This is a genomic window from Streptomyces sp. NBC_01241 (genome assembly GCF_041435435.1).
Lineage (GTDB): Bacteria > Actinomycetota > Actinomycetes > Streptomycetales > Streptomycetaceae > Streptomyces.
This window is the reverse complement of record NZ_CP108494.1, coordinates 2,933,720-2,954,729: the sequence shown is the minus strand read 5'-3', so window position 1 is coordinate 2,954,729 and position 21,010 is coordinate 2,933,720. Positions and strand designations below refer to the sequence as shown.

At 71.2% G+C, this 21,010-nt stretch carries 15 protein-coding genes; 7 read left to right on the top strand and 8 right to left on the bottom strand.

Annotation, left to right across the window (positions count from 1 at the left end):
• The first annotated feature begins 17 nt into the window (after positions 1-17).
• Positions 18-1,559 carry a DUF6056 family protein gene (locus tag OG306_RS12855; protein WP_266746314.1) on the top strand — a complete coding sequence of 514 codons (1,542 nt, stop codon included), beginning with the start codon at positions 18-20 and terminating at the stop codon, positions 1,557-1,559.
• Positions 1,560-1,634: 75 nt separating this feature from the next.
• A complete protein-coding gene (locus OG306_RS12850; RefSeq protein ID WP_266746313.1) occupies positions 1,635-2,414 on the top strand; it encodes a phosphatase in 780 nt (259 codons plus the stop codon).
• A 46-nt stretch (positions 2,415-2,460) separates the two neighbouring features.
• Here OG306_RS12850 and OG306_RS12845 read toward each other — a convergent pair whose 3' ends face one another.
• The 8 genes from OG306_RS12845 to OG306_RS12810 all read right to left on the bottom strand — a co-directional run bounded on the left by OG306_RS12845 (position 2,461) and on the right by OG306_RS12810 (position 11,334).
• On the bottom strand, positions 2,461-3,375 hold the full coding sequence (locus OG306_RS12845) for an acyl-CoA thioesterase (RefSeq protein WP_266746312.1): 915 nt from the start codon (positions 3,373-3,375) through the stop codon (positions 2,461-2,463).
• Between the two features lie 19 nt (positions 3,376-3,394).
• Entirely contained in the window at positions 3,395-4,552 is a 1,158-nt protein-coding gene (locus tag OG306_RS12840; RefSeq protein ID WP_266906672.1) for an acyl-CoA dehydrogenase family protein, read from the bottom strand.
• Positions 4,553-4,848: 296 nt separating this feature from the next.
• Positions 4,849-5,685: an alpha/beta fold hydrolase gene (locus OG306_RS12835; RefSeq protein WP_266906674.1), complete on the bottom strand. Its 837-nt coding sequence runs from the start codon at positions 5,683-5,685 to the stop codon at positions 4,849-4,851.
• A gap of 257 nt (positions 5,686-5,942) precedes the next feature.
• Entirely contained in the window at positions 5,943-6,908 is a 966-nt protein-coding gene (locus tag OG306_RS12830) for a cytochrome D1 domain-containing protein (RefSeq protein ID WP_371666230.1), read from the bottom strand.
• Positions 6,909-7,071: 163 nt separating this feature from the next.
• Complete coding sequence (locus tag OG306_RS12825) at positions 7,072-8,211, bottom strand: Dyp-type peroxidase (RefSeq protein WP_371665309.1); 1,140 nt, start codon at positions 8,209-8,211, stop codon at positions 7,072-7,074.
• A gap of 482 nt (positions 8,212-8,693) precedes the next feature.
• On the bottom strand, positions 8,694-9,110 hold the full coding sequence (locus tag OG306_RS12820) for a peptidase inhibitor family I36 protein (RefSeq protein ID WP_371665308.1): 417 nt from the start codon (positions 9,108-9,110) through the stop codon (positions 8,694-8,696).
• Positions 9,111-9,314: 204 nt separating this feature from the next.
• On the bottom strand, positions 9,315-9,695 hold the full coding sequence (locus OG306_RS12815; protein ID WP_266746307.1) for a hypothetical protein: 381 nt from the start codon (positions 9,693-9,695) through the stop codon (positions 9,315-9,317).
• Positions 9,696-9,816: 121 nt separating this feature from the next.
• Complete coding sequence (locus tag OG306_RS12810) at positions 9,817-11,334, bottom strand: PucR family transcriptional regulator (protein ID WP_266906678.1); 1,518 nt, start codon at positions 11,332-11,334, stop codon at positions 9,817-9,819.
• A gap of 123 nt (positions 11,335-11,457) precedes the next feature.
• Between OG306_RS12810 and OG306_RS12805 the strand changes: the two genes are divergently transcribed.
• The 5 genes from OG306_RS12805 (at position 11,458) to OG306_RS12785 (ending at position 20,994) form a co-directional block, all read left to right on the top strand.
• The gene (locus OG306_RS12805; protein ID WP_371665307.1) at positions 11,458-12,936 is read left to right on the top strand and encodes a sodium:solute symporter; all 1,479 of its coding nucleotides are present in this window, start codon (positions 11,458-11,460) and stop codon (positions 12,934-12,936) included.
• Between the two features lie 195 nt (positions 12,937-13,131).
• A complete protein-coding gene (gene speB, locus OG306_RS12800; protein ID WP_266746304.1) occupies positions 13,132-14,100 on the top strand; it encodes an agmatinase in 969 nt (322 codons plus the stop codon).
• The gene (locus tag OG306_RS12795; RefSeq protein ID WP_266746303.1) at positions 14,097-15,782 is read left to right on the top strand and encodes a thiamine pyrophosphate-binding protein; all 1,686 of its coding nucleotides are present in this window, start codon (positions 14,097-14,099) and stop codon (positions 15,780-15,782) included. The genes speB and OG306_RS12795 overlap by 4 nt, the downstream gene beginning before the upstream one ends.
• Positions 15,783-16,026: 244 nt before the next feature.
• Complete coding sequence (locus tag OG306_RS12790; protein WP_266746302.1) at positions 16,027-17,010, top strand: serine hydrolase; 984 nt, start codon at positions 16,027-16,029, stop codon at positions 17,008-17,010.
• A 210-nt stretch (positions 17,011-17,220) separates the two neighbouring features.
• A complete protein-coding gene (locus OG306_RS12785; RefSeq protein ID WP_371665306.1) occupies positions 17,221-20,994 on the top strand; it encodes an ABC transporter ATP-binding protein in 3,774 nt (1,257 codons plus the stop codon).
• The last annotated feature ends 16 nt before the right edge of the window (positions 20,995-21,010 follow it).

The window sequence follows — 21,010 nt, the reverse complement described above, 5'->3', positions numbered from 1 at the left end:
GAGGACACCCAGTGCACATGACCGCTGACACGTCGAAATCCGCATCTGCCGATACGCCGGAGGCCGCCGGCGCACAGGCGCAGAGCGCGGACTCCCACCCGCCGCAAGCGCGCCCGGCCCCCGCGCGGCGGTGGGCGACGATCGGGACGACGGCCCTCACCCTGCTGCCGCTCGCCCTGCTCGGCGCGGCCTTCTGGATCGGCCGCCTGGTCCGTCCGGGCGGGGACGACTGGTGCTTCCTCCCGGTCGTACGGGACGAGGGCGCTTCCGGGATGATCGCGAAGTTCTTCCTCCACGACAACGGACGCATCGCCAACGCGCTGCTCGTCATCGCGTACGGGGCCTTCGGTGTCGCGGGCCATCAGTGGTTCGCCCTGGTCAGCGGGGTGCTCATGCTGGGCATCCTCTGGGCGCTCATCGCCTCCGTGCTCAAGAGAGCCGGGCTGACCGCGCCGCGCGGGCTCGCGCTGCTGGTGGGCGCGATGACGGCGGTGATCTTCTTTCTCGCGACGCCCAACCCGTACAAGGCGTTCTACTGGCCCGCCAACTCCGTCTCGCACACCGTCTCACCGGTACTGGCCTGCGCCGCCCTGATCCCCCTGCTGCGCGCACGGACCGGGCGGGGACGCGCCCTCGCGCTGGGCGTCGCGTACCTGGCCGGGATCTTCATCGGCACCCTGTCGGAGGAGACGTCGGTCGTCGCGTTCACGCTGCTCGCCGCCGTCCTGCTGATCAGTCGTTGGGCCCTTCCCGGCCCCGGCCGCACCCACACCCGTATCTGGTGCGTCGTCGCCTTCGCCGGAGTCGCGGTCGGGACGGCCATCCTGTACCTGTCGCCCGGCGCACGCACCCGGCGCGAACGGTTCGGCGCCGACAGCGCTTCGATGTTCGGGCCGGAGGCACTGACCACGGCGCTGCGGGCGTTCGCGCACATCCTCGGGACGATCTTCACGACCTGGCAGTATGCGGGAGCGATCGCCGTCGGCGTACTGCTGGGCCTGCTCGTGCGCGGCGGCGGGCCGCAGGGAAAGGACGCGCCGGAGGGGTCCCTGCGCCGCCGGCCCTTCCTTCCGGTCGTCGTCGGATTCCTCGCCTTCCTGGTCTCCGGCTACCTCTGCATCGTCGTCGCCCACCCCGCCTTCGGGGCGAGCGTGACAACCGCGTCGCGCATCTGGGGCGACTTCCTCCTGCTGTACGTGCTGCTCCTGGTCGGCGTCGGCGCCTTGCTGGGGCGGGCGCTGCGCACCGTCCGGTGGGGAATCCGCGCGGCGACGGCGGTGGCCGCCGGAGCCGTCTGCGCCGGGGTCTGCGCCGGGCTTGCCGTCCCGCTGTTCCAGCTGGAGCGGAAGATGGACGTGCGCGCCCAGAACTGGGACCGGCAGGACCGGTGGCTGAGGGAACAGGCGGCCCGCGGCGCCCAGGTGCTTCCGTACACACCGGTGTCGGTCAGCAACATGCTGGAGCCGTTCGGTGACCACGGCAAGAGGCTGTGGCCGGGACAGTGCGTCGCCACGTACTACCACCTCAAGAAGATCACCCACTCGACCAGGCTTCCCTGACCGGACGGCGCGTCCGGGCGGTCCGTCCTGCAAGACACCCGGCACACTGCGCACACCTGACGGCACAATGGGTTCATGCCGATACCCAGCCGTGCCGCCCTCGTCGAACATCTCGTCCGTACGCGCATCGCCGGAGACGTCGCCACCCCCCGCGACAACAACCTCTCCCACTACCGCAAACTCGCCAACGGCGAGCGCCACTTCTGGCTGGGTCTGGAGCTCGGGGACCGGTGGCGCGACGAGCAGGACGTGCTGGCCGTGATGGCCGAGCGGTGCGGGGTCAGCGACGACCCGGAACACCGGTTCGGGCAGGACACCATCGACCCGGAGCTGACGGTCGACGCCCTGGAGCGGATGGCGGCGCGGCTGCGCAAGGCGGCGGCGGGCGCGCAGCGCGTGCTGTTCGCGACCGGGCACCCGGGCGGACTCCTCGACGTGCACCGGCGGACCGCGCAGGCGCTGCGGGCCGCCGGGTGCGAGATCGTACGGATCCCCTCGGGGCTGGTGGCCGACGAGGGCATGGTGTTCCAGTTCGCGGACGTCGCGGTGCAGGAACGCGGCGCGACCCTCTGGCACACGCACTCGCCCGCCCCGATGGCCGCGATCCTGGACGGTCTGGAGCGGGAGAGCCGGCCGTTGCCGGACCTGGTGGTCGCCGACCACGGATGGGCCGGGTGCGCGGCGCAGCGCGGGCTGGACGCGGTGGGGTACGCGGACTGCAACGACCCGGCGCTGTTCCTCGCCGAGGCGGAGGGGACGCTCCAGGTGGCCGTACCGCTGGACGACCACGTGCTGGACCCGCGGTTCTACGACCCGCTGACGGACTATCTGCTGGACGCGGCGGGGCTGATCTGACGCCGACGGGGGCGGGGGTGTCGGTCCGTTCGAAAGGGGCGACGGGTCAGTCCCGGGGAACGCGGACCACGCCCTCCTGGATCACGGTGATCGCCAGCCGCCCGTCCTGCGTGTATATCCGGGCCTGGCCGAGCCCCCGCCCGCCGGACGCGGACGGCGACTCCTGGTCGTACAGCAGCCATTCGTCGGCCCGGAACGGCCGGTGGAACCACATCGCGTGGTCCAGGCTCGCCCCGACCACGTCGCCGACCGTCCAGCCGCCGCGCCCGTGGGCGAGGAGCACCGAGTCGAGCAGTGTCATGTCGGAGACGTACGTTGCCATGCAGACGTGCAGCAGCGGGTCGTCCGCGAGCTTGCCGTTGGTGCGGAACCACACCTGGGAGCGGGGCTCGCGCGGTTCGCCGACCGTGCCGAAGGGCGGCGCGTCGACGTACCGCAGGTCGACCGCGGCCCGTGCCTCGATCATCCGGTCCACGATGCCCGGGTCGCTGAAGCGGTCCGCGTACCGGGGCAGCATCTGCGCGGCGGTGGGCAGCGTCTCGGGGTCCGGGGCGGGCGGCATGGCCGCCTGGTGCTCCAGCCCCTCCTCGTGCGTCTGGAAGGACGCCGAGAGGTGGAAGATCGGCTGGCCGTGCTGGACGGCGACGACCCGGCGGGTGGTGAAGGAGCGGCCGTCGCGGATGCGGTCGACGCTGTAGACGATCGGCGCGCCCGGGTCGCCCATCCGCAGGAAGTAGGAGTGCAGCGAGTGGGCGGAGGGGGTCTCCCCTGCTCGAGCGGGGCCGAGAGCCCGGGGAAGGCCGGTGGGGACGGTACGGCCCGCGGCGACCAGGGCCTGGGCCGCGACCTGGCCGCCGAAGACGCGGGGCACGATCGCCGAACGGCTCGTACCCCGGAAGATGTCCTGCTCGATCTGCTCCAGGTCGAGCAGATCGAGCAGGGAATCAAGTGCTGCGCTCATAGGGAGAACGTAGCCGCTCTCACAGCCCCATGGACTTGGCGATGATCGACTTCATGACCTCGCTCGTGCCGCCGTAGATGCGGTTGACCCGGTTGTCCGCGTACAGGCGGGCGATCGGGTACTCGTTCATGTAGCCGTAGCCGCCGTGCAGCTGGAGGCAGCGGTCGATGACCCGGTGCGCCACCTCGGTGCAGAACAGCTTCGCGGAGGCGGCCTCGGCGGCGGTCAGCTCACCGGCGTCGTGGGCCTCGATGGCGCGGTCGCAGACGGCCTCGGCGGCATCCACCTCGGCCTGGCAGGCGGCCAGTTCGAACTTGGTGTTCTGGAACGACGCGACGGTCTTGCCGAAGACGGTGCGGTCCTGCACGTAGTTCTGGGCGAACCGGACGGCGGCCTTGGCCTGGGCGTACGCGCCGACGGCGATGCCGAGGCGCTCCTGCGGCAGGTTCTGGCCGAGGTAGGAGAAGCCCTTGTTCTCCTCGCCGAGGAGGTCCTCGACCGGCACCTTGACGTCGACGAACGCCAGCTCGGCGGTGTCGGAGGTGCGCAGCCCCAGCTTGTCGAGCTTGCGGCCGACCGAGTAGCCCTCGGCCTTGGTGTCGACGACGAGGAGGGAGATGCCGTGCCGCCGGTCGTCCGCCTTGGGCGCGTCCGTGCGGGCGCAGACGATGACCCGGTCGGCGTGGACGCCGCCGGTGATGAACGTCTTGGCGCCGTTGAGGACGTAGTGCGTGCCGTCCTCGGAGAGCTTGGCGGTGGTCTTCATGCCGGCCAGGTCGGAACCGGTGCCCGGCTCGGTCATGGCGATGGCGTACATCGTCCTGCCGCTGACGAAGTCCGGCAGCCAGCGCTTCTTCTGCTCCTCGGTGGCGTACGCCTTGATGTACGGCAGGCAGAGCAGGACGTGCACGCCGGAGCCGCCGAAGTTGACGGCCGCGCGGGCGCACTCCTCGGAGATGATCGCCTCGAACTTGAACGACTCGACCCCGGCGCCGCCGAACTCCTCCGGCACCTCGATGCCGAATATGCCCAGCTCGGCGAGCTTGTAGTAGAAGTCGCGGGGCACCTGGCCGGCCGCGAACCACTCGTCGTAGACGGGGGCGACCTCGGCCTCGATGAAGGCGCGGATGGTCTCCCGGAACGCCTCGTGGTCCTCGTTGAATACCGTACGGCGCACGGAGGTGCCTCCTTGGTCAGCTTCGATCGGCTTCGGGCCGGCATCGGGCGAGCTTCGGCCAGGCTGGCTAAGCGCTTGCTCAGCTCTGGTCAAAAGTTACCCGGCGGTCACCGGCGCTGTCCAGGGTGATGCTCAGCACGCCCGCGTGTCCGGCTGGGCCGGATACGCGCAAGAGCCCTTCCCGGCCGCCGGCCGGGAAGGGCTCATCAGGCTTTCTGCTGGGGTTCCTTGATCCTTTTCCACCCCCGGCCCGGGCGTCTTCGGTGGACGCGGTGGCGGCCGACGCCGGCCGGGTGTCAGTCGGCCGCCGTGGCGGCTCGGAGGACGAGGTCGGTGACCGCTTCGGGGTGGGAGATCATCGCCACGTGGGACGAGTCGATCTCCACCGTGTGCGAACCCGCGCGCTTCGCCTCGAAGCGTTCCTGGTCGGGGTTGACGGTCTTGTCCTGCTTCGCGACGAGGAACCACGAGGGGATGTGCTTCCAGGCGGCCACCTTGGCCTTCTCCGAGAACGCGGTCGTCGCCACGGGCCGTTGGGTCACCGCCAGGACCCTCGCGGTGCTCTCCGGCAGGTCGGCGGCGAAGACCTGATGGAGCCTGTCGGGCTTGAGGTACAGGTCGGTCCCCACGGCCCCGCCGCCGGCTCGGTAGGGAACGGACCTGGTGGCGGTGCCGAGTTCGCTGGGGAACCTGGCGCCCAGGGACATACCGCTCTCGCCCACGTCGGGCATCAGCGCCGACACGTACACCAGCGACTTCACCCGGGGGTTGCCCGCGGCGGCCGAGCTGATCACGGCGCCGCCGTACGAATGCCCCGCCAGCACGATCGGCCCCTTGACGCTGTCCAGGACGGAAGCGATGTAGGTGGAGTCGTTGTACAGCCCGCGCAGCGGGTTGGCGGGGGCGATGACGGTGTAGCCGCGGTGTTCGAGGCGTTCGACGACCCCGTTCCAACTGGAGGCGTCCGCGAACGCCCCGTGCACCAGCACGATGGTGGGTTTGGCCGGGGTCCTGCCGCCGCCCGTGACGGCAGGGGCCGCCACGGCCGTGCACATGACCATGGCGCATCCGGCTGCCATGGCATGCTCGCGGCGTATTCGGCGCCGCGAGCCGGTGCCCTGAAGTACTGCCATGTCGTCCTCGCCTTCCGTGGGATCTGCCGCACCGAGTGTTCACGCGTCCGCACCGGCGGGCACGGCCACGTACTCCGACCGGGTCACAGAAGTGGGCCATGGGCGTGAACGCGGGAGCCAACGGGTGTGCAGAACCTGCGGCGTGAGCTGTGCGCATTCCGATGACCGCCCAGCGCCGTGCGTAAAGCACTGGCTCGATGGGCTTCCCGTCGTAGAAGCCGTGCCACTGCGCGAACTTCCCTTTGTGCGGCGCACGCTCAGCTCACTGCCACGCCGTAAGGGCTGGCGCCGAGGGTGACAGTCGCGACGACCTTGTGGGATGTCGGGTCGATGACGGTGAGGGTGCCCGCTCCTTGGTTTGTGACGTAGATGGCCCGGCTGGTGACTTCCAGGTTGAACGGGTCGGTGCCAGGAGGCCCCAGGGCAATGGCCGCCGAGACGCGGTGGCTGCTGGTGTCGATCACGGAAACGTTGCCCGGGCCGAGATCGGCGGAATACGCGAAGCGGCCGTCGGGCCCGATGGCCACGTCAAAGGGGCCCTGGCCGACGTGCACGGCAGTCGCTTTGCCGGTACGGGTTGCGATGGCAAGGACCTGCTTTCCCGCTTCGTCGGCGACGTAGGCCGACTCGCCGTCCGGTGTGACGGCGACGCCCACCGGGGAGTGCCCCGCGGGGAGTTGCCGGGCGACACGGCGCGTGCGGGTGTCGATGACCGACAGATCGCCCGACCCGGCGTTCGCCACGTAGGCCCTGCCACCGTCACGACTGAACGCAACGCTCACCGGGGATGTACCGACCGGGATGGTCGCGGCCACCCGGCTGGTTCCGGTGTCGATCACCGAGACGGTGTTGGAACTGCCGTTGGTGACATAGAGGGACCTGCCGTCGGGGCTGAGGCCGACACCCGTGGGGCTCTTCCCGACCGGCACGGTTGTGACGATCTTGTTGTTCCGGGTGTCGAGGACCGAGACCCGGGCAGAGCCGCTGTTGGCGATGTACACGTGCCTGCCGTCCTTGGTGACCGCGACACCTTCGGGCGCCGTGCCGGCCGGTACGGTTGCGAGGACCTTGTAGGTACGGGCGTCCACCACCGAGAGCGTGTTGTCCTGCTGGTTCGTCACATACACGCGGCTACTGGCGTCGGCACTGGGCGCGGCCGACGCAGGGGCGGGTTCCTTTCTGGCTGCGACGCCGGGCGTACAGGAGATCAACAGGATCCCCATGGTCGCGGCGAGTGCCGGCCGAAGCGTCCTGCCGGGTTGCCGGCGGCTGCGGCCGGCTCGGGTCCGCAGGGCAGAGTGCATCTCGCCTCCTGTGCGCGTTGCGATGGTTCGGTCCGAGGCCGGGCGGCATCCCGCCGACGGCTGCCCGGCAGCGGGGTCCGGATCAGATCAGGAGCCCGCGGGCGTAGTGGTCCTTCTCGTCCCGGACGCCCGGAAGTGCGAAGAAGTAGCCCCCGCCCCGTGGGCTGATGAACGGCACCAGTGCTTCGTCTTCCAACCGGGTCTGCATGGCGATGTACGTATTGAGTTCTTGCTGGAAGCAGACGAACGCATGCCCCATGTCGAGGTCCGGCGGGTTGGGGCTCCGGTCGTAGTCGTAGCTGCGACGCAGGATGGTGCTGGTCGACGCGGTCTGCGGGGTCTGGGGATTGGCAAGGCGGATGTGGGAGTTCAGCGGGGTGATCAGGCCCTGCGGGTCGTTGGTGTAGATGGGATCGAGAAGATCCGTGGTGTTCTCGCCCGCGGCGTACATGGGGGCGCCACTCGCCTTGCGGCGGCCGAAGATCTGCTCTTGTTGGGCGACGGGCACCTTCTGCCACGCCTCGATGAAGAAGTGCACGATACGCACCACGTGGTACGTGCCACCCGCGGCCCAGGCCGGTTCGGCGTTCTTCGGCTGGACCCAGACCACCTGATTCATCTGGGCGTCGTCGGAGACGGATGGATTGGAGATGCCGTCCTTGAAGCCGAACCAGTCGCGCCGGACACCGACCGGACGCTCCGGATTGCGCTGGCCGTCGATGCGCCAGCGCAGCTTCATCGCGGAACCGGTGTGGGTCAGGATGTCGATCAGCGCGTGCACCGTCGTGTCGCGGTGATCGGCGCAGATCTGGATCAGCAGGTCACCCTGGCTCAGCGCGGGGTCCAGGTCGTCATGGCGGAAGGGAGTCATCGTGGCGAGCTGGACCGGCTTGCGCGCGCTCAGTCCGTAGCGGTCGTCGAAGAGGGACGCGCCCACTCCGACTGTCAGGGTGAGACCATCCGCCACGACCGTGGGCCCCAGGATGCCGTTGTCCGTCGGCGTTGCGGTCGGGGGCACCTCCGGTGGCCTGCCGCCCGCCGTGAGGAAGCGGGCTCGCGAGGTCAGCGTGCGGAACAGGTCGGTGAGTTCCGTACGGCCGGAGGCGGTCACGTCGAACGAGACGAAAATCGCGTCCTGCTGGGGCGCAGTGGCGATGCCCGCCTGGTGATAGCCGTGGAAGGGGACCGCGCGAGATTTCGGTTGTGCCTCGGGGACAGCCACGGTGTCGGCCAGCGCCGCACCGCTTCCCAGGGCAGCCCCGCCCGCCGCTGTGGTCAGGCCCGCGGCGGCACCCTGAAGAAACGACCGCCGAGCAAACGCACTTACCGGACATCCTTCGCCGCTCCAGACTTCGCCCGGGGGCGCGAACGTCTCGTCAGCCATGATTCCCCTCAAGCAGGAGCCGGTGGCAAGCCGTACGGCTCTTGCCGCGATCGGATTCCGTGAGCGGGCGGGCCGGGAATGGCACGACCTCGGGCGGCAGTTCCCAACCGGCGCTGGAAGGAACACCAGGTGCATGACCACCCACAAAATGGAATATATGCGACATTCTTGCTCGCGCCACCGGGAAGTGAGGCGTGAGGGTGGAGGGGGTGAGGGGAGAAGCGCGTGGAGGCACCCCCCGGTCGGCCGACCGGGGGGTGCCTGCTGCGGGCCTCACCCGCACCGTCTGGCGCAGAGCCTGCGGCTCGATGAGGTCGGGGTTACTGGGGCTTGAAGGACCGGATCTGGTAGCTCCCCTGGAGGTTGCCGCCGCTTCCGGCAGGGGTGGATCCGACCCGGGCGTTGTAGTTGGTCTGGGTGTAGTACTGCACGCGATGCCCGGTCGCGTTCCAGACAGAGCGGACGTTCTGGCCCCGCTGGATGAAGGAGCAGTCGTCGGCGGTATTCGCCCGCTTCTTGTCCGACCACTGGCAGCGGGTGCCACCTCCGTTCCAGTCGCTGTAGATACAGAAGTAGCCGGGACTGCAGCTGTACGAAGCCCGGGCGCTGCCGACGGCGGCCCTCCCGGCACCGGCGGCGCTACCAGCGTTTTCGGCGGCTCCGGCCGCGGCGGGCCCGTTGCCGAGTCCCAGTGCCAAGGCGAGCGAGGTGACGGCGAGCGCGGTGATGCGGTTCATGGAGAATCCCCTTCATTCCCGTGCGTGACGAGTTAGGCACTCTTGGTGAACGCCACCGTGTCACGGCTGTTGTCGCAGGAGCCAGGGCGGAAGGAGGGGCGCCCGAAGCGTGTGTCACGGCTCGGGATGCCCCTGTGTACACCGGCGCGCACGGTCGCCGTTTCGTCTGCCCGGATTACGGGGTCATGGGCAGGCTTCACGGGGTCACTGCGTGCGGTAGGCGTCGATGACGGTCCGGGTGAGGGTGTTCCCCTCGGCGTCGGTCAGCGCGGTACGCAATGAGACGCCGGTGCCCGCGCGCGGGTTGTGGATCGTGACGGCACCCCGCTCGACCGGGACCCGGGTCCACGACGTGCCACCGTCCACGGATGCCGAGACCGCCACCGAACGTGTGCGTCCGTTCGCGGCGGCGCCCAGCACGGTGGCCGGGACCCGGTGCGTCCCGTTCGCATGCACCGCAACGCACGCACACGCCGAAGCCGCGAGATCGCGCTCGCCGGCATCCTGGAACGCGGCTCGCTCCCGGACTTCGCCGACGACCTCGTCACGCGCCTCGCGGACACCGAGCAACTGCGTGCCGCGCACGGCGCTCGCGCCGGCCTGACTCGACCACCACGCCCTGGCCGACGGCGGGGCGGTGGACTGACATGACCGACACCCGAATCGGTGCCGGTGCCGGTGCCGGTACGCGCGCCCCGCCACCGCCTCACCCCCGCCGCAACGCGAACCACAGTTCCGTCCGTACGTCCATGTCGTCCAGGTCCGCGTCCAGGAGCGCCGCACAGCGGGCGATGCGCTGGCGGACCGTGTTGCGGTGGACCTGGAGGGCGGTGGCCGTGCGGTCCCAGCTGCCGTGCAGGCTCAGCCAGCAGCGCAGGGTCTCGGTCAGGGGCTCGGTGAGCGGGGCGAGGAGGGCGCGGGCGTGGGCCTCGGCCTGGTCCGGGGGGATCAGGGCGGACAGGCCGGAGCCGGGGCCGGAGTGGTGGTGGGCCAGCGGGGTGCGGGTGGCCACGGCGCGGCCCAGGGAGCGGGACGCCTGGCCGTCGGCGAGGTCGAGCGCGGTGATGGGTGCGGGGGCGGAGGCGCCGAGCGTCCAGCCGGGCTGCGGGGTGATCCGGTCGTCGCCGGGGACCAGCACCCTGACGGCGTCGCGGCCCCGGCCCGCGTCGACCAGGGCGGAGCCCAGGGACGCGCCCAGCGCGCCGGCGGTCAGCGGGTCGACCGGACCGGCGCCGCCGCTGCGGCGCGCGTGCACCACCGTCCACTGCTCGGCACCGCCGAGCAGCGGGGCGACGTCCTGCGGGTCCGCGCCCAGCAGCAGCCGTACGAGGGCCGCCGAGCGGCCCGCCGCGTCCGCGCCCTGGTGCGGGGCGGCCAGCAGGGAGAGCAGGACGACCGCCACCCCGGCGATCGTGTGGTCGCCCCCCTCGCGCCGGTCCGTCCCGAGCGCCAGGACGAGACCCTGGCCGCCGCCCAGCGCGTACGCGGACAGATGCGCGCCCTGCACCGTGTCGGTGGCGGACGTCGGCGCGGGGCGCGGCCCGGCGCAGACCACCCGGGTGAGCCGGGCCAGCGCCGCCCCGACGTCGGGGGCCGGGCGGCGGCCCGCCGCGTGCAGCTCCTTGCCGTCCGCGGAGAGCAGCACCGCCCGGCCCCCCAGCTGGGCCGCCAGCTGGTGCAGCACCGCGGGCACCGGGTCAGGCCGGGCCGCCGCCGTGGCCAGGGCCTGTTGCGCCCGGGTCACCCGGCGCAGCTCACGGTGGCGGGCCTCGGCCATCAGCCGCCACACGGCCCGGGCGATCGTCGTGAACGGGGTCTCGGGCGGCACCTCCACCAGGGGCAGACCGTGCCGGTCGCACGCCTCGATCAGCGCCCGCGGCACCGTGTCGAACACCGGCGTCACCCCGAAACCGAGCGCCGCCGCCCCCGCCTCGACCAGCCGCGCCACGTAGGTGTCCGGGTCCTTGAGCGTCAGCCCGGCGCTCAGCAGCAGCTCACCGCCGAGCAGATACGGGTACGGGTCGGCCATCTCCGAGGTGTGCACCCACAGCACCTCCGCCTCGGCCGGACCCGCGATCCGGTGCAGCCCGAGCTCCTCCCGGGCGAGCAGCTCCGTGAGCGGGATCGGCGGAGTGGGGGGAGTGGGAGTGGCAGGCGGGGCGGCGGAGGGCGTGGGGGCAGGTGGGGGAGCGGGCGGGATGGGCCCGATCGGGGCTTCCGACATGGATGGTCCATCCATCGGTGACGGTGATGATGGATGAAACGTACACTTCAGTGCCGCTGGCGGGCCACCTACCGTCTTCTCCGTGTACGTACGTGTACACCTGAACCGGAACGGAGGAAGCCCATGGCTGTCGACTACGCGGTGATCATCGTGTACCTGGCCGGCATGCTCGCCATGGGTTGGTGGGGCATGCGCCGCGCCAAGTCCAAGAGCGAATTCCTGGTGGCGGGCCGCCGCCTCGGCCCCTGGATGTACTCCGGCACGATGGCCGCCATCGTTCTCGGCGGCGCCTCCACCATCGGCGGTGTCGGCCTCGGCTACAAGTACGGACTCTCCGGCGCCTGGATGGTCTTCACCATCGGCCTCGGACTGCTCGCCCTGTCCGTCTTCTTCTCGGCGCGCATCGCCCGGCTGAAGGTGTACACCGTTTCCGAGATGCTCGACCTGCGCTACGGCGGCCGGGCCGGCCTCATCTCCGGCGTCGTCATGTGGGCGTACACGCTGATGCTCGCGGTCACCTCGACCATCGCGTACGCCACCATCTTCGACGTCCTCTTCGACCTGAACCGGACCGTCGCGATCATCCTCGGCGGCGCCATCGTCGTCGCGTACTCGACGCTCGGCGGCATGTGGTCGATCACCATCACCGACATGGTGCAGTTCGTCGTCAAGACGATCGGCGTGCTGCTGCTCCTGCTGCCCATCGCGGTGATCAAGGCCGGCGGCTTCAGCGAGATGAAGGCCAAGCTGCCCACCGAGTACTTCGACCCGCTGGGCATCGGCGGCGAGACGATCTTCACGTACGTGCTGATCTACACCTTCGGCATGCTGATCGGCCAGGACATCTGGCAGCGGGTGTTCACGGCGAGGAGCGACCGCACGGCGCGCTGGGGCGGCACGGTCGCCGGTACGTACTGTCTGGTCTACGCGATCGCGGGCGCCGTCATCGGCACCGCCGCGAAGGTCCTGTACCCGAACCTGCCCAGCGCGGACGCCGCGTTCGCGACCATCGTCAGGGACGAACTGCCCGTCGGCGTACGAGGACTGGTGCTGGCCGCCGCACTCGCCGCCGTGATGTCCACGTCCTCCGGAGCGCTGATCGCCTGTGCCACCGTCGCCAACAACGACATCTGGTCCCGGCTGCGCGGCGCGGTGTCGCGGGGCGGCGGCGAGGAGCACGACGAGGTGAAGGGCAACCGGGTCTTCATCCTCATCATGGGCGTCGGCGTCATCGCCATCGCCATCGCGCTCAACAACGTGGTCGAGGCCCTGACCGCCGCGTACAACCTGCTCGTCGGCGGTCTGCTGGTGCCGATCCTGGGCGGTCTGCTGTGGCGCCGCGGCACCGTCGTGGGCGCGCTGGCCGCGGTGTCGGTCGGCGGGCTCTCCGTGATCGGCCTGATGGCGGCGTACGGCATCCTCGCCAACGAACCCATCTACTACGGCCTGCTGGCCTCGCTCGCGGTGTACATCGTCGTCTCCCTGGCGACGAAGCCGACCGACGCGGCGGTACTGGCCAACTGGCGCGAGCGCCTGGCGGGGCGGGGTGCGGAGCCGGCGGAGCCGGCGAGTGAGCCGACGAGTGAGCCGGCCACGACGTAACCGCCTTTTGTCCTCAAACGCCGGACGGGCTTGATCTCGCCGTCAATCGCTGGGCGGACTTGATCTCGTCCTCAGTCGCCGGGCGGGCTCGGGTTTCAAGCCCGTCCGGCGACTGAGGGCGAAACCGTCGAGACGGGGTCCGCACCCGGCCCCGCACACTGAACACCGTACGAATCCCGAAGGAAGGCATCCACCATGAGCAGCAACGAAACGCCGCGCGGTCCCGTCGACTCCTCCCGCGTCCCGCGGTACGCCGGACCCGCGACGTTCGCCCGGCTGCCCCGTCTCGACGAGGTCGGCACCGCCGATGTCGCCGTCGTCGGCGTGCCCTTCGACACGGGTGTCTCCTACCGGCCCGGCGCCCGCTTCGGTGGCAACGCGATCCGTGAGGCGTCGCGCCTGCTGCGCCCGTACAACCCGGCGCAGGACGCCTCGCCGTTCGCCCTCGCGCAGGTCGCCGACGCCGGGGACATCGCCGCGAACCCGTTCAACATCAACGAGGCCGTCGAGACGATCGAGGCCGCGGCCGACGACCTGCTGGCCACCGGCGCCCGCCTGATGACGCTCGGCGGCGACCACACCATCGCGCTGCCGCTGCTGCGCTCCGTCGCGAAGAAGCACGGCCCGGTCGCCCTGCTCCACTTCGACGCCCACCTCGACACCTGGGACACCTACTTCGGCGCCGAGTACACCCACGGCACCCCGTTCCGCCGCGCCGTCGAGGAAGGCATCCTCGACACCTCCGCGCTCTCCCACGTCGGCACCCGCGGCCCGCTCTACGGCAAGCAGGACCTGGACGACGACGCGAAGATGGGCTTCGGCATCGTCACCTCCGCCGACGTCATGCGCCGCGGCGTCGACGAGGTCACCGACCAGCTCCGTCAGCGCATCGGCGACCGGCCGCTCTACATCTCCATCGACATCGACGTCCTCGACCCGGCGCACGCGCCCGGCACCGGCACCCCCGAGGCCGGCGGACTGACCTCCCGCGAGCTGCTCGAAATCGTCCGCGGGCTGTCCTCCTGCAACCTGGTCTCCGCCGACCTGGTCGAGGTCGCCCCCGCGTACGATCACGCCGAGATCACCTCCGTCGCCGCCTCCCACACGGCGTACGAGCTGACGACGGTCATGTCCCGCCAGATCGCAGAGGCCCGTACGAAGTGAGCCACGACCACCACGACGAGCGGCCGCAGCTCACCCCCGAGCAGATCGCGGCCGCTCTGACCCCCCCGGCCGGGCGCAACGGCGGCGACCTCGTCGTCGAGACCCTCCAGGGCCTCGGCGCGACCACCGTCTTCGGCCTGCCCGGCCAGCACGCGCTCGGCATGTTCGACGCGCTGCGCCGCTCGGCGCTGACGTACATCGGCCTGCGCGTCGAGAACAACGCGGGCTTCGCCGCCGACGCGTACGGCCGCATCACCGGCGAAGTCGCCCCGCTGCTCCTGTCCACCGGACCCGGCGCCCTCACCTCGCTCGCCGCGCTCCAGGAGGCGGCGGCCGCGTCCGCCCCCGTGCTGGCCATCTCCAGCCAGATCCCGGTCGCGGGCCTGGGCGGTGGCCGCCACGGCTACCTGCACGAACTCCGGGACCAGAAGGCATCGTTCCGCGATGTCGTGAAGTCCGTCCACACCGTCCGTACGGCCTCCCAGATCCCGTCGGCGATCGCCGCCGCCTGGGAGTCCGCGCTGACCGCCCCGCACGGCCCGGTCTGGATCGAGATCCCGCAGGACGTGCTCCTGGCCGAGACCACCCTGCCCGTCGTCACGGCGATGGACGCCACCCCGCGCATCCTGCACGCCCGTCCCGAACTGATCGCCGTCGCGGCCGATCTGCTGTCGAAGGCCGAGCGTCCGGCGATCATCGCGGGCGGCGGAGTCGTACGGTCCGACGCGTCGGGCAAGCTGCTCGCGCTCGCGGAGAAGATCGACGCCCCGGTCGTCACGACGTTCGGAGGCAAGGGCGCCTTCCCGTGGGAACACCCGCTCTCGCTCCAGTCCTGGCTGGAGGACCGCTACACGACGGACTTCCTGGAGTCCGCCGACGTGCTGCTGGTCGTCGGCTCCGGACTCGGTGAACTCTCCTCGAACTACCACACGTTCGCCCCGCGCGGCCGGGTCGTCCAGATCGAGGCCGACGCCGGCAAGCTGGAGTCCAACCACCCCGCGCTCGGCATCCACGCCGACGCCCGCGAGGCCCTGGCCGACCTCCTCGACGCGGTCGACCGCCGCGAGGACCCGTCGGCGCCGGACCGGGTCCGTACGGTCCTCGAAGCGGTACGCGACCGGATCGCCGGCCAGGAACTCACCCTGGAACAGCAGCTCGTCGCCGCGGTCCGCGAGGCGCTGCCCGACGCGTCGCCCAGCTTCTGGGACATGACGATCCTCGCCTACTGGGCCTGGTCCGCCTTCGACGCCCGCCGCCCGAACACGATGCACTCGGCCCAGGGCGCGGGCGGCCTCGGCTACGGCTTCCCGGCCGCCCTCGGCGCGGCGGCCGCCGACCGTACGAAGCCGGTCCTCGCGGTCTCCGGCGACGGCGGCGCGATGTACTCGATCGCGGAACTGGCCACGGCCCGCCAGTACGACCTCCCGGTCACCTGGCTGATCGTCGACGACGGCGGCTACGGCATCCTGCGCGAGTACATGACGGGCGCCTTCGGCGAGGCCACGGCGACCGAGCTGACCCGCCCCGACTTCGTCGCCCTCGCCGAGTCCTTCGGTGTCCCGGCGGTCCGTACGACCCCCGAGACGCTCGCCGACGACCTGGCGAAGTCCCTCGCGGAGCCGGGCCCTTCGGTGGTCGTGCTCCCGGCCCTGCTGAGGATGTTCGAGCCGACGCATCTGTAGGGCGGCGTCCGTCCGTCCCGTGCCCCGACTGCCGGGGCACGGGACGGACCCGTTCTCCGGGCGGGTTGACCAGCCGTCATGTTCACCCCTGTCACCGTGCCGGACCGCATGGGGCCGTCGGTACCCGGTGCGACCGGCGAGCAACTCCTCAGCCCGGCACGGGCAACTTTTCGTCCGTTCGGCAGTCGTTACTGACAGGTGCGCCGTGGCGCGCCGTACGGATCGGCCCAGGGGGAGAAGCCGCATGAAAGATCAGTCTCGTACAGGCCGTCGCCCGCACGTGTCCCGTCGCGCGCAGGCCGCACTCTCCGTCGCGCTCGCCGCAGGCGTGATCGCCCCCGTGGCGTTCGGAGCCGCGCCCGCCGCCGCCGCGACACCGACGGTGAGCTGCACATCCGGCAAGGCGGGACTGGCCGCCAAGCTGTCGAAGGACATCGCCGCCGCGATCGAGGGACGGAAGTCCACGACGGCCGTGGCGCTCTACGACCGGACCACCAGGACGAACTGCTCCCTGCGGGCCACGACGAAGTACGACTCCGCCAGTGTCGTGAAGGCGACCGTGCTGGCGACGCTCCTGTGGGACAACAAGAAGCACAACCGCTATCTCACCCAGCGTGAGATAAACCTCGCCACCGCCATGATCACGAAGTCCGACAACAACGCGACCACCAGCCTGTGGAAGCAGCTCGGGGTGACGAAGGTCAAGGCGTTCCTGAAGGCCGCCGGGATGACGCACACCGTGCCCGGCTCGGGTGGCTACTGGGGTCTCACGCAGATCACCGCCCAGGACGAGCTGCGGCTGCTGACCCTGCTGACCGCCAAGAACTCCGTGCTGAGCGACAACGCGCGGGCGTACGAACTGGGTCTGATGCGCAAGGTCATCTCCTCCCAGCGCTGGGGCACACCCGCCGGTGCGCCGTCCGGAGTGACCGTCCAGGTCAAGAACGGCTGGCTGCCGCGTGCCACCCACGGCTGGCGGGTGCACAGCATCGGCGCGTTCACGGGCAAGGGGCACGACTACGCGATCACCGTGCTCACCCAGGACAACAAGACGATGAACGACGGCATCAACACCATTCAGGCCGTCGCCCGCGCCGTGCACAAGGACCTCAATCCGGCCGTCGCCACCCAGTCCACCGTCGCCCCGCCCGCCGCCCCGCAGGAAGCGGTGCCCGCGGTCCCGGAGGCTCCGGCGGTGCGGATGCTCACCGCGCCGCCGCAGTCGTAGCCGACGCGGCCGGGGCCGTCCTCGCCCCCGGCCTGCGTCTTCGCGGGGGAATCCGCCTCCGCTCCGGATTCGACCATATGAGTGAACATGGGGTAGGACCCATGACGGACCCGCCTACGCCGAAGGACCCGTCTTCGTAACGGCGGGATGAAATCCGCTGCCCACCGCGTTGGTGCCATCCGGTAGACCAGGTCGAACGGGGAGGCATCGGTGACGGACGCAGAAGACGCTGTGGACGCAAGAGGCACGGCGGGCGCGGGACGGGCGCCGGGCTGGGCTCGGCGGCTGAGCGGCTATGCGTGGCGCTACCGGCGCAATGTGCTGCTGGCGCTCGGCTCCTCGCTCGCCGGCATGGCGGTGATGGCCCTCGTCCCGCTGATCACCAAGGTGATCATCGACGACGTCGTAGGCGACCACACGCGGTCCCTCGCCGTCTGGACCGGGCTCCTCGTAGCCGCCGCCGTGCTGGTGTACGCGGCCACGTACATCCGCCGCTACTACGGCGGCCGCCTCGCCCTCGACGTACAGCACGATCTCCGTACCGAGATGTACGGGACGGTCACCCGCCTCGACGGCAAGCGGCAGGACGAGCTGTCCACCGGGCAGGTCGTCGGGCGCGCCACCAGCGACCTCCAGCTGATCCAAGGGCTGCTGTTCATGCTCCCGATGACCATCGGGAACGTGCTGCTCTTCCTCATCTCCCTGGTGATCATGGCGTGGCTCTCGCCCCTGCTCACCCTGGTCGCGGTCGCCGTCGCCCCCGCCCTCTGGTACATCGCCCGCCGCTCCCGCGCCCGGCTCTTCCCCGCCACCTGGTACGCCCAGGGGCAGGCCGCCGCCGTCGCCGGGGTCGTCGACGGGGCCGTCTCCGGGGTCCGGGTCGTCAAGGGGTTCGGGCAGGAGGAGCAGGAGACCGGCAAGCTGCGCGAGGTCGGGCGCAGGCTCTTCGCCGGGCGGCTGCGGACGATCCGGCTGAACGCCCGCTACACCCCCGCCCTCCAGGCCGTCCCGGCGCTCGGCCAGGTCGCGATGCTGGCCCTCGGCGGCTGGCTCGCCACCCGCGGCGAGATCACCCTCGGCACGTTCGTCGCGTTCTCCACCTACCTCGCCCAGCTCGTCGGCCCGGTCCGGATGCTCGCCATGGTCCTCACCGTCGGACAGCAGGCCCGGGCCGGCGTCGAACGCGTACTCGAACTGATCGACACCGAGCCGACCATGAAGGACGGCACCAAGGAACTCCCGGCCGACGCCCCCGCGAGCGTCGAGTTCGACGACGTGCGGTTCGGCTACGCCGACGACCGCCCCGTCCTCGACGGCTTCTCGCTGACCATCGAGCCCGGTGAGACCGTCGCCGTCGTCGGCGCGTCCGGCAGCGGCAAGTCCACCGTCTCGCTGCTGCTGCCCCGCTTCTACGACGTGACCCACGGCGCCGTCCTGGTCGGTGGCCACGACGTCCGCGAGCTGACCCAGCAGTCCCTGCGCGCCGCCATCGGCCTCGTACCGGAGGACAGCTTCCTGTTCTCCGACACCATCCGCGCCAACATCGCCTACGGCGTCCCGGACGCCACCCGGGAACAGATCGAGGAAGCGGCCCGCACCGCCCAGGCCGACCGGTTCATCGCGGACCTGCCCGAGGGCTACGACACCAAGGTCGGCGAGCACGGACTCACCCTCTCCGGCGGCCAGCGCCAGCGCGTCGCGCTCGCCCGCGCCATCCTCACCGACCCCCGGCTGCTCCTCCTCGACGACGCCACCTCCGCCGTCGACGCCCGCGTCGAGCACGAGATCCACGAGGCGCTGCGCCAGGTGATGGCCGGGCGGACGACCCTCCTGGTCGCCCACCGCCGCTCCACCCTCGGCCTCGCCGACCGGATCGCCGTCCTGGAACATGGCAGGCTCGCCGACATCGGTACGCACGAGGAGCTGGAGCGCCGCTCCGCGCTCTACCGGCGGCTGCTCACCGACCCCGACGAGCTGGGCGGCACCTCGCCCGGACACCAGCCGCCGACCACCACCGCCGGCACCACCCCCGAGGACGACCGCGCGCTCCAGGAGGAACTGGACGCCGAGTTCGACGCCGAGCGCGGCATCAGCCCCCGCCTGTGGGTCCGCGAGGAGGAGCCGCGCGATACCGGGACGGCCGGCATGCCCGCCACCCCCGAGCTGCTCGCCCAGGTCGAGGCGCTGCCCCCGGCCACCGACACACCCGACGTCGACGAGGCACGGGCCGTCGGCGCCGAGGAGTCCTACGGACTGCGCAGGCTGCTGCGCGGCTTCGGGCTGCCGCTCCTGGTGAGCCTGGCGCTGGTGGCGGTGGACGCGGGCGGCGGGCTCCTGCTGCCCGTACTGATCCGGCACGGCATCGACAAGGGGGTCTCGCAGCTCGCCCTCGGCGCGGTCTGGGCGGCGTCCGCGCTGGCCCTGGTGGTCGTCCTCGTGCAGTGGGCCGCCCAGATCGGCGAGACCCGGATGACGGGCCGCACCGGCGAGCGGGTGCTGTACTCACTGCGGCTGAAGATCTTCGCGCAGCTCCAGCGCCTCGGCCTGGACTACTACGAGCGTGAGCTGACCGGCCGCATCATGACCCGGATGACGACGGACGTGGACGCGCTGTCGACGTTCCTGCAGACCGGCCTGGTCACGGCCTTCGTCTCCGTCGTCACCTTCTTCGGCATCATGGTCGCGCTGCTCGTCCTGGACGTGCAGCTGGCCCTCGTCGTCTTCGCGACGCTGCCGGTGCTGGTCATCGGTACGTTCTTCTTCCGCCGCAAGAGCGTCCAGGCGTACGAACTGGCCCGGGAGCGCATCAGCGCCGTCAACGCCGACCTCCAGGAGTCCGTCTCCGGGCTGCGGATCGTGCAGGCGTTCCGCCGCGAGCGTGACGGCGCGGACCGCTTCGCGGCGCGCAGTGACCACTACCGCGAGGCCAGGGTCCGCGGTCAGTGGCTGATCTCGGTGTACTTCCCGTTCGTGCAGCTGCTGTCGTCGGTGGCGGCGGCGGCCGTCCTGATCGTCGGCGCGGGCCGGGTCGACAACGGCACGCTCACCACCGGTGCGCTGGTCGCCTACCTCCTGTACATCGACCTGTTCTTCGCCCCGGTGCAGCAGCTCTCCCAGGTCTTCGACGGCTACCAGCAGGCCACCGTCTCCCTCGGCCGCATCCAGGAACTGCTGCGGGAGCCGACGTCCACCGACGCCCCGGACGAACCGCTGGACGTGCTGTCGCTGCGCGGCGAGATCGCCTTCGAGGACGTGTCCTTCGCGTACGGGAGCGGCGACGACGCCGAGGAGGCCCTCAGCGGTGTCGACCTGCGGATCCCGGCCGGCCAGACGGTCGCGTTCGTGGGCGAGACGGGTGCCGGGAAGTCCACCCTCGTCAAGCTCGTCGCCCGGTACTACGACCCGACGGGCGGCCGGATCACGGCGGACGGCACCGATCTGCGCCGCCTCGACCTCACCGCGTACCGGCACCGGCTCGGGGTCGTACCGCAGGAGGCGTACCTCTTCGCCGGTACGGTCCGCGACGCCATCGCGTACGGGCGGCCCGAGGCCGGCGATGCGGAGGTGGAGGCGGCGGCGCGGGCGGTCGGCGCCCACGACATGATCGCCACGCTGGACGGCGGCTACCTGCACGAGGTGGCCGAGCGGGGCCGCAACCTCTCGGCCGGCCAGCGCCAGCTGATCGCGCTCGCCCGCGCCGAACTCGTCGACCCGGACGTCCTGTTGCTCGACGAGGCGACCGCCTCCCTGGACCTGGCCAGCGAGGCCCTGGTCAACCAGGCAACCGACAGGCTCACCGGCCGCCGCACCACCCTGGTCGTCGCCCACCGCCTGACCACGGCCGCCCGCGCCGACCGGGTCGTGGTGATGGACCACGGCCGGGTCGTCGAGGACGGCACGCACGACGAACTCCTCGCCAGGGAAGGGCACTACGCCGTGCTGTGGCGCACCTTCATCGGGGAGGACGAGCCCGCCGGGGTGTGAGCGCCGGGCCCGCCCC

Excerpts from the sequence above, each read along its gene's own strand:
- OG306_RS12855 (WP_266746314.1), top strand. The coding sequence starts at position 18 with ATGACCGCTGACACGTCGAAATCCGCATCTGCCGATACGCCGGAGGCC.
- OG306_RS12850 (WP_266746313.1), top strand. The coding sequence starts at position 1,635 with ATGCCGATACCCAGCCGTGCCGCCCTCGTCGAACATCTCGTCCGTACG.
- OG306_RS12845 (WP_266746312.1), bottom strand. The coding sequence starts at position 3,375 with ATGAGCGCAGCACTTGATTCCCTGCTCGATCTGCTCGACCTGGAGCAG.
- OG306_RS12835 (WP_266906674.1), bottom strand. The coding sequence starts at position 5,685 with ATGGCAGTACTTCAGGGCACCGGCTCGCGGCGCCGAATACGCCGCGAG.
- OG306_RS12830 (WP_371666230.1), bottom strand. The coding sequence starts at position 6,908 with ATGGGGATCCTGTTGATCTCCTGTACGCCCGGCGTCGCAGCCAGAAAG.
- OG306_RS12820 (WP_371665308.1), bottom strand. The coding sequence starts at position 9,110 with ATGAACCGCATCACCGCGCTCGCCGTCACCTCGCTCGCCTTGGCACTG.
- OG306_RS12810 (WP_266906678.1), bottom strand. The coding sequence starts at position 11,334 with ATGTCGGAAGCCCCGATCGGGCCCATCCCGCCCGCTCCCCCACCTGCC.
- OG306_RS12805 (WP_371665307.1), top strand. The coding sequence starts at position 11,458 with ATGGCTGTCGACTACGCGGTGATCATCGTGTACCTGGCCGGCATGCTC.
- speB (WP_266746304.1), top strand. The coding sequence starts at position 13,132 with ATGAGCAGCAACGAAACGCCGCGCGGTCCCGTCGACTCCTCCCGCGTC.
- OG306_RS12790 (WP_266746302.1), top strand. The coding sequence starts at position 16,027 with ATGAAAGATCAGTCTCGTACAGGCCGTCGCCCGCACGTGTCCCGTCGC.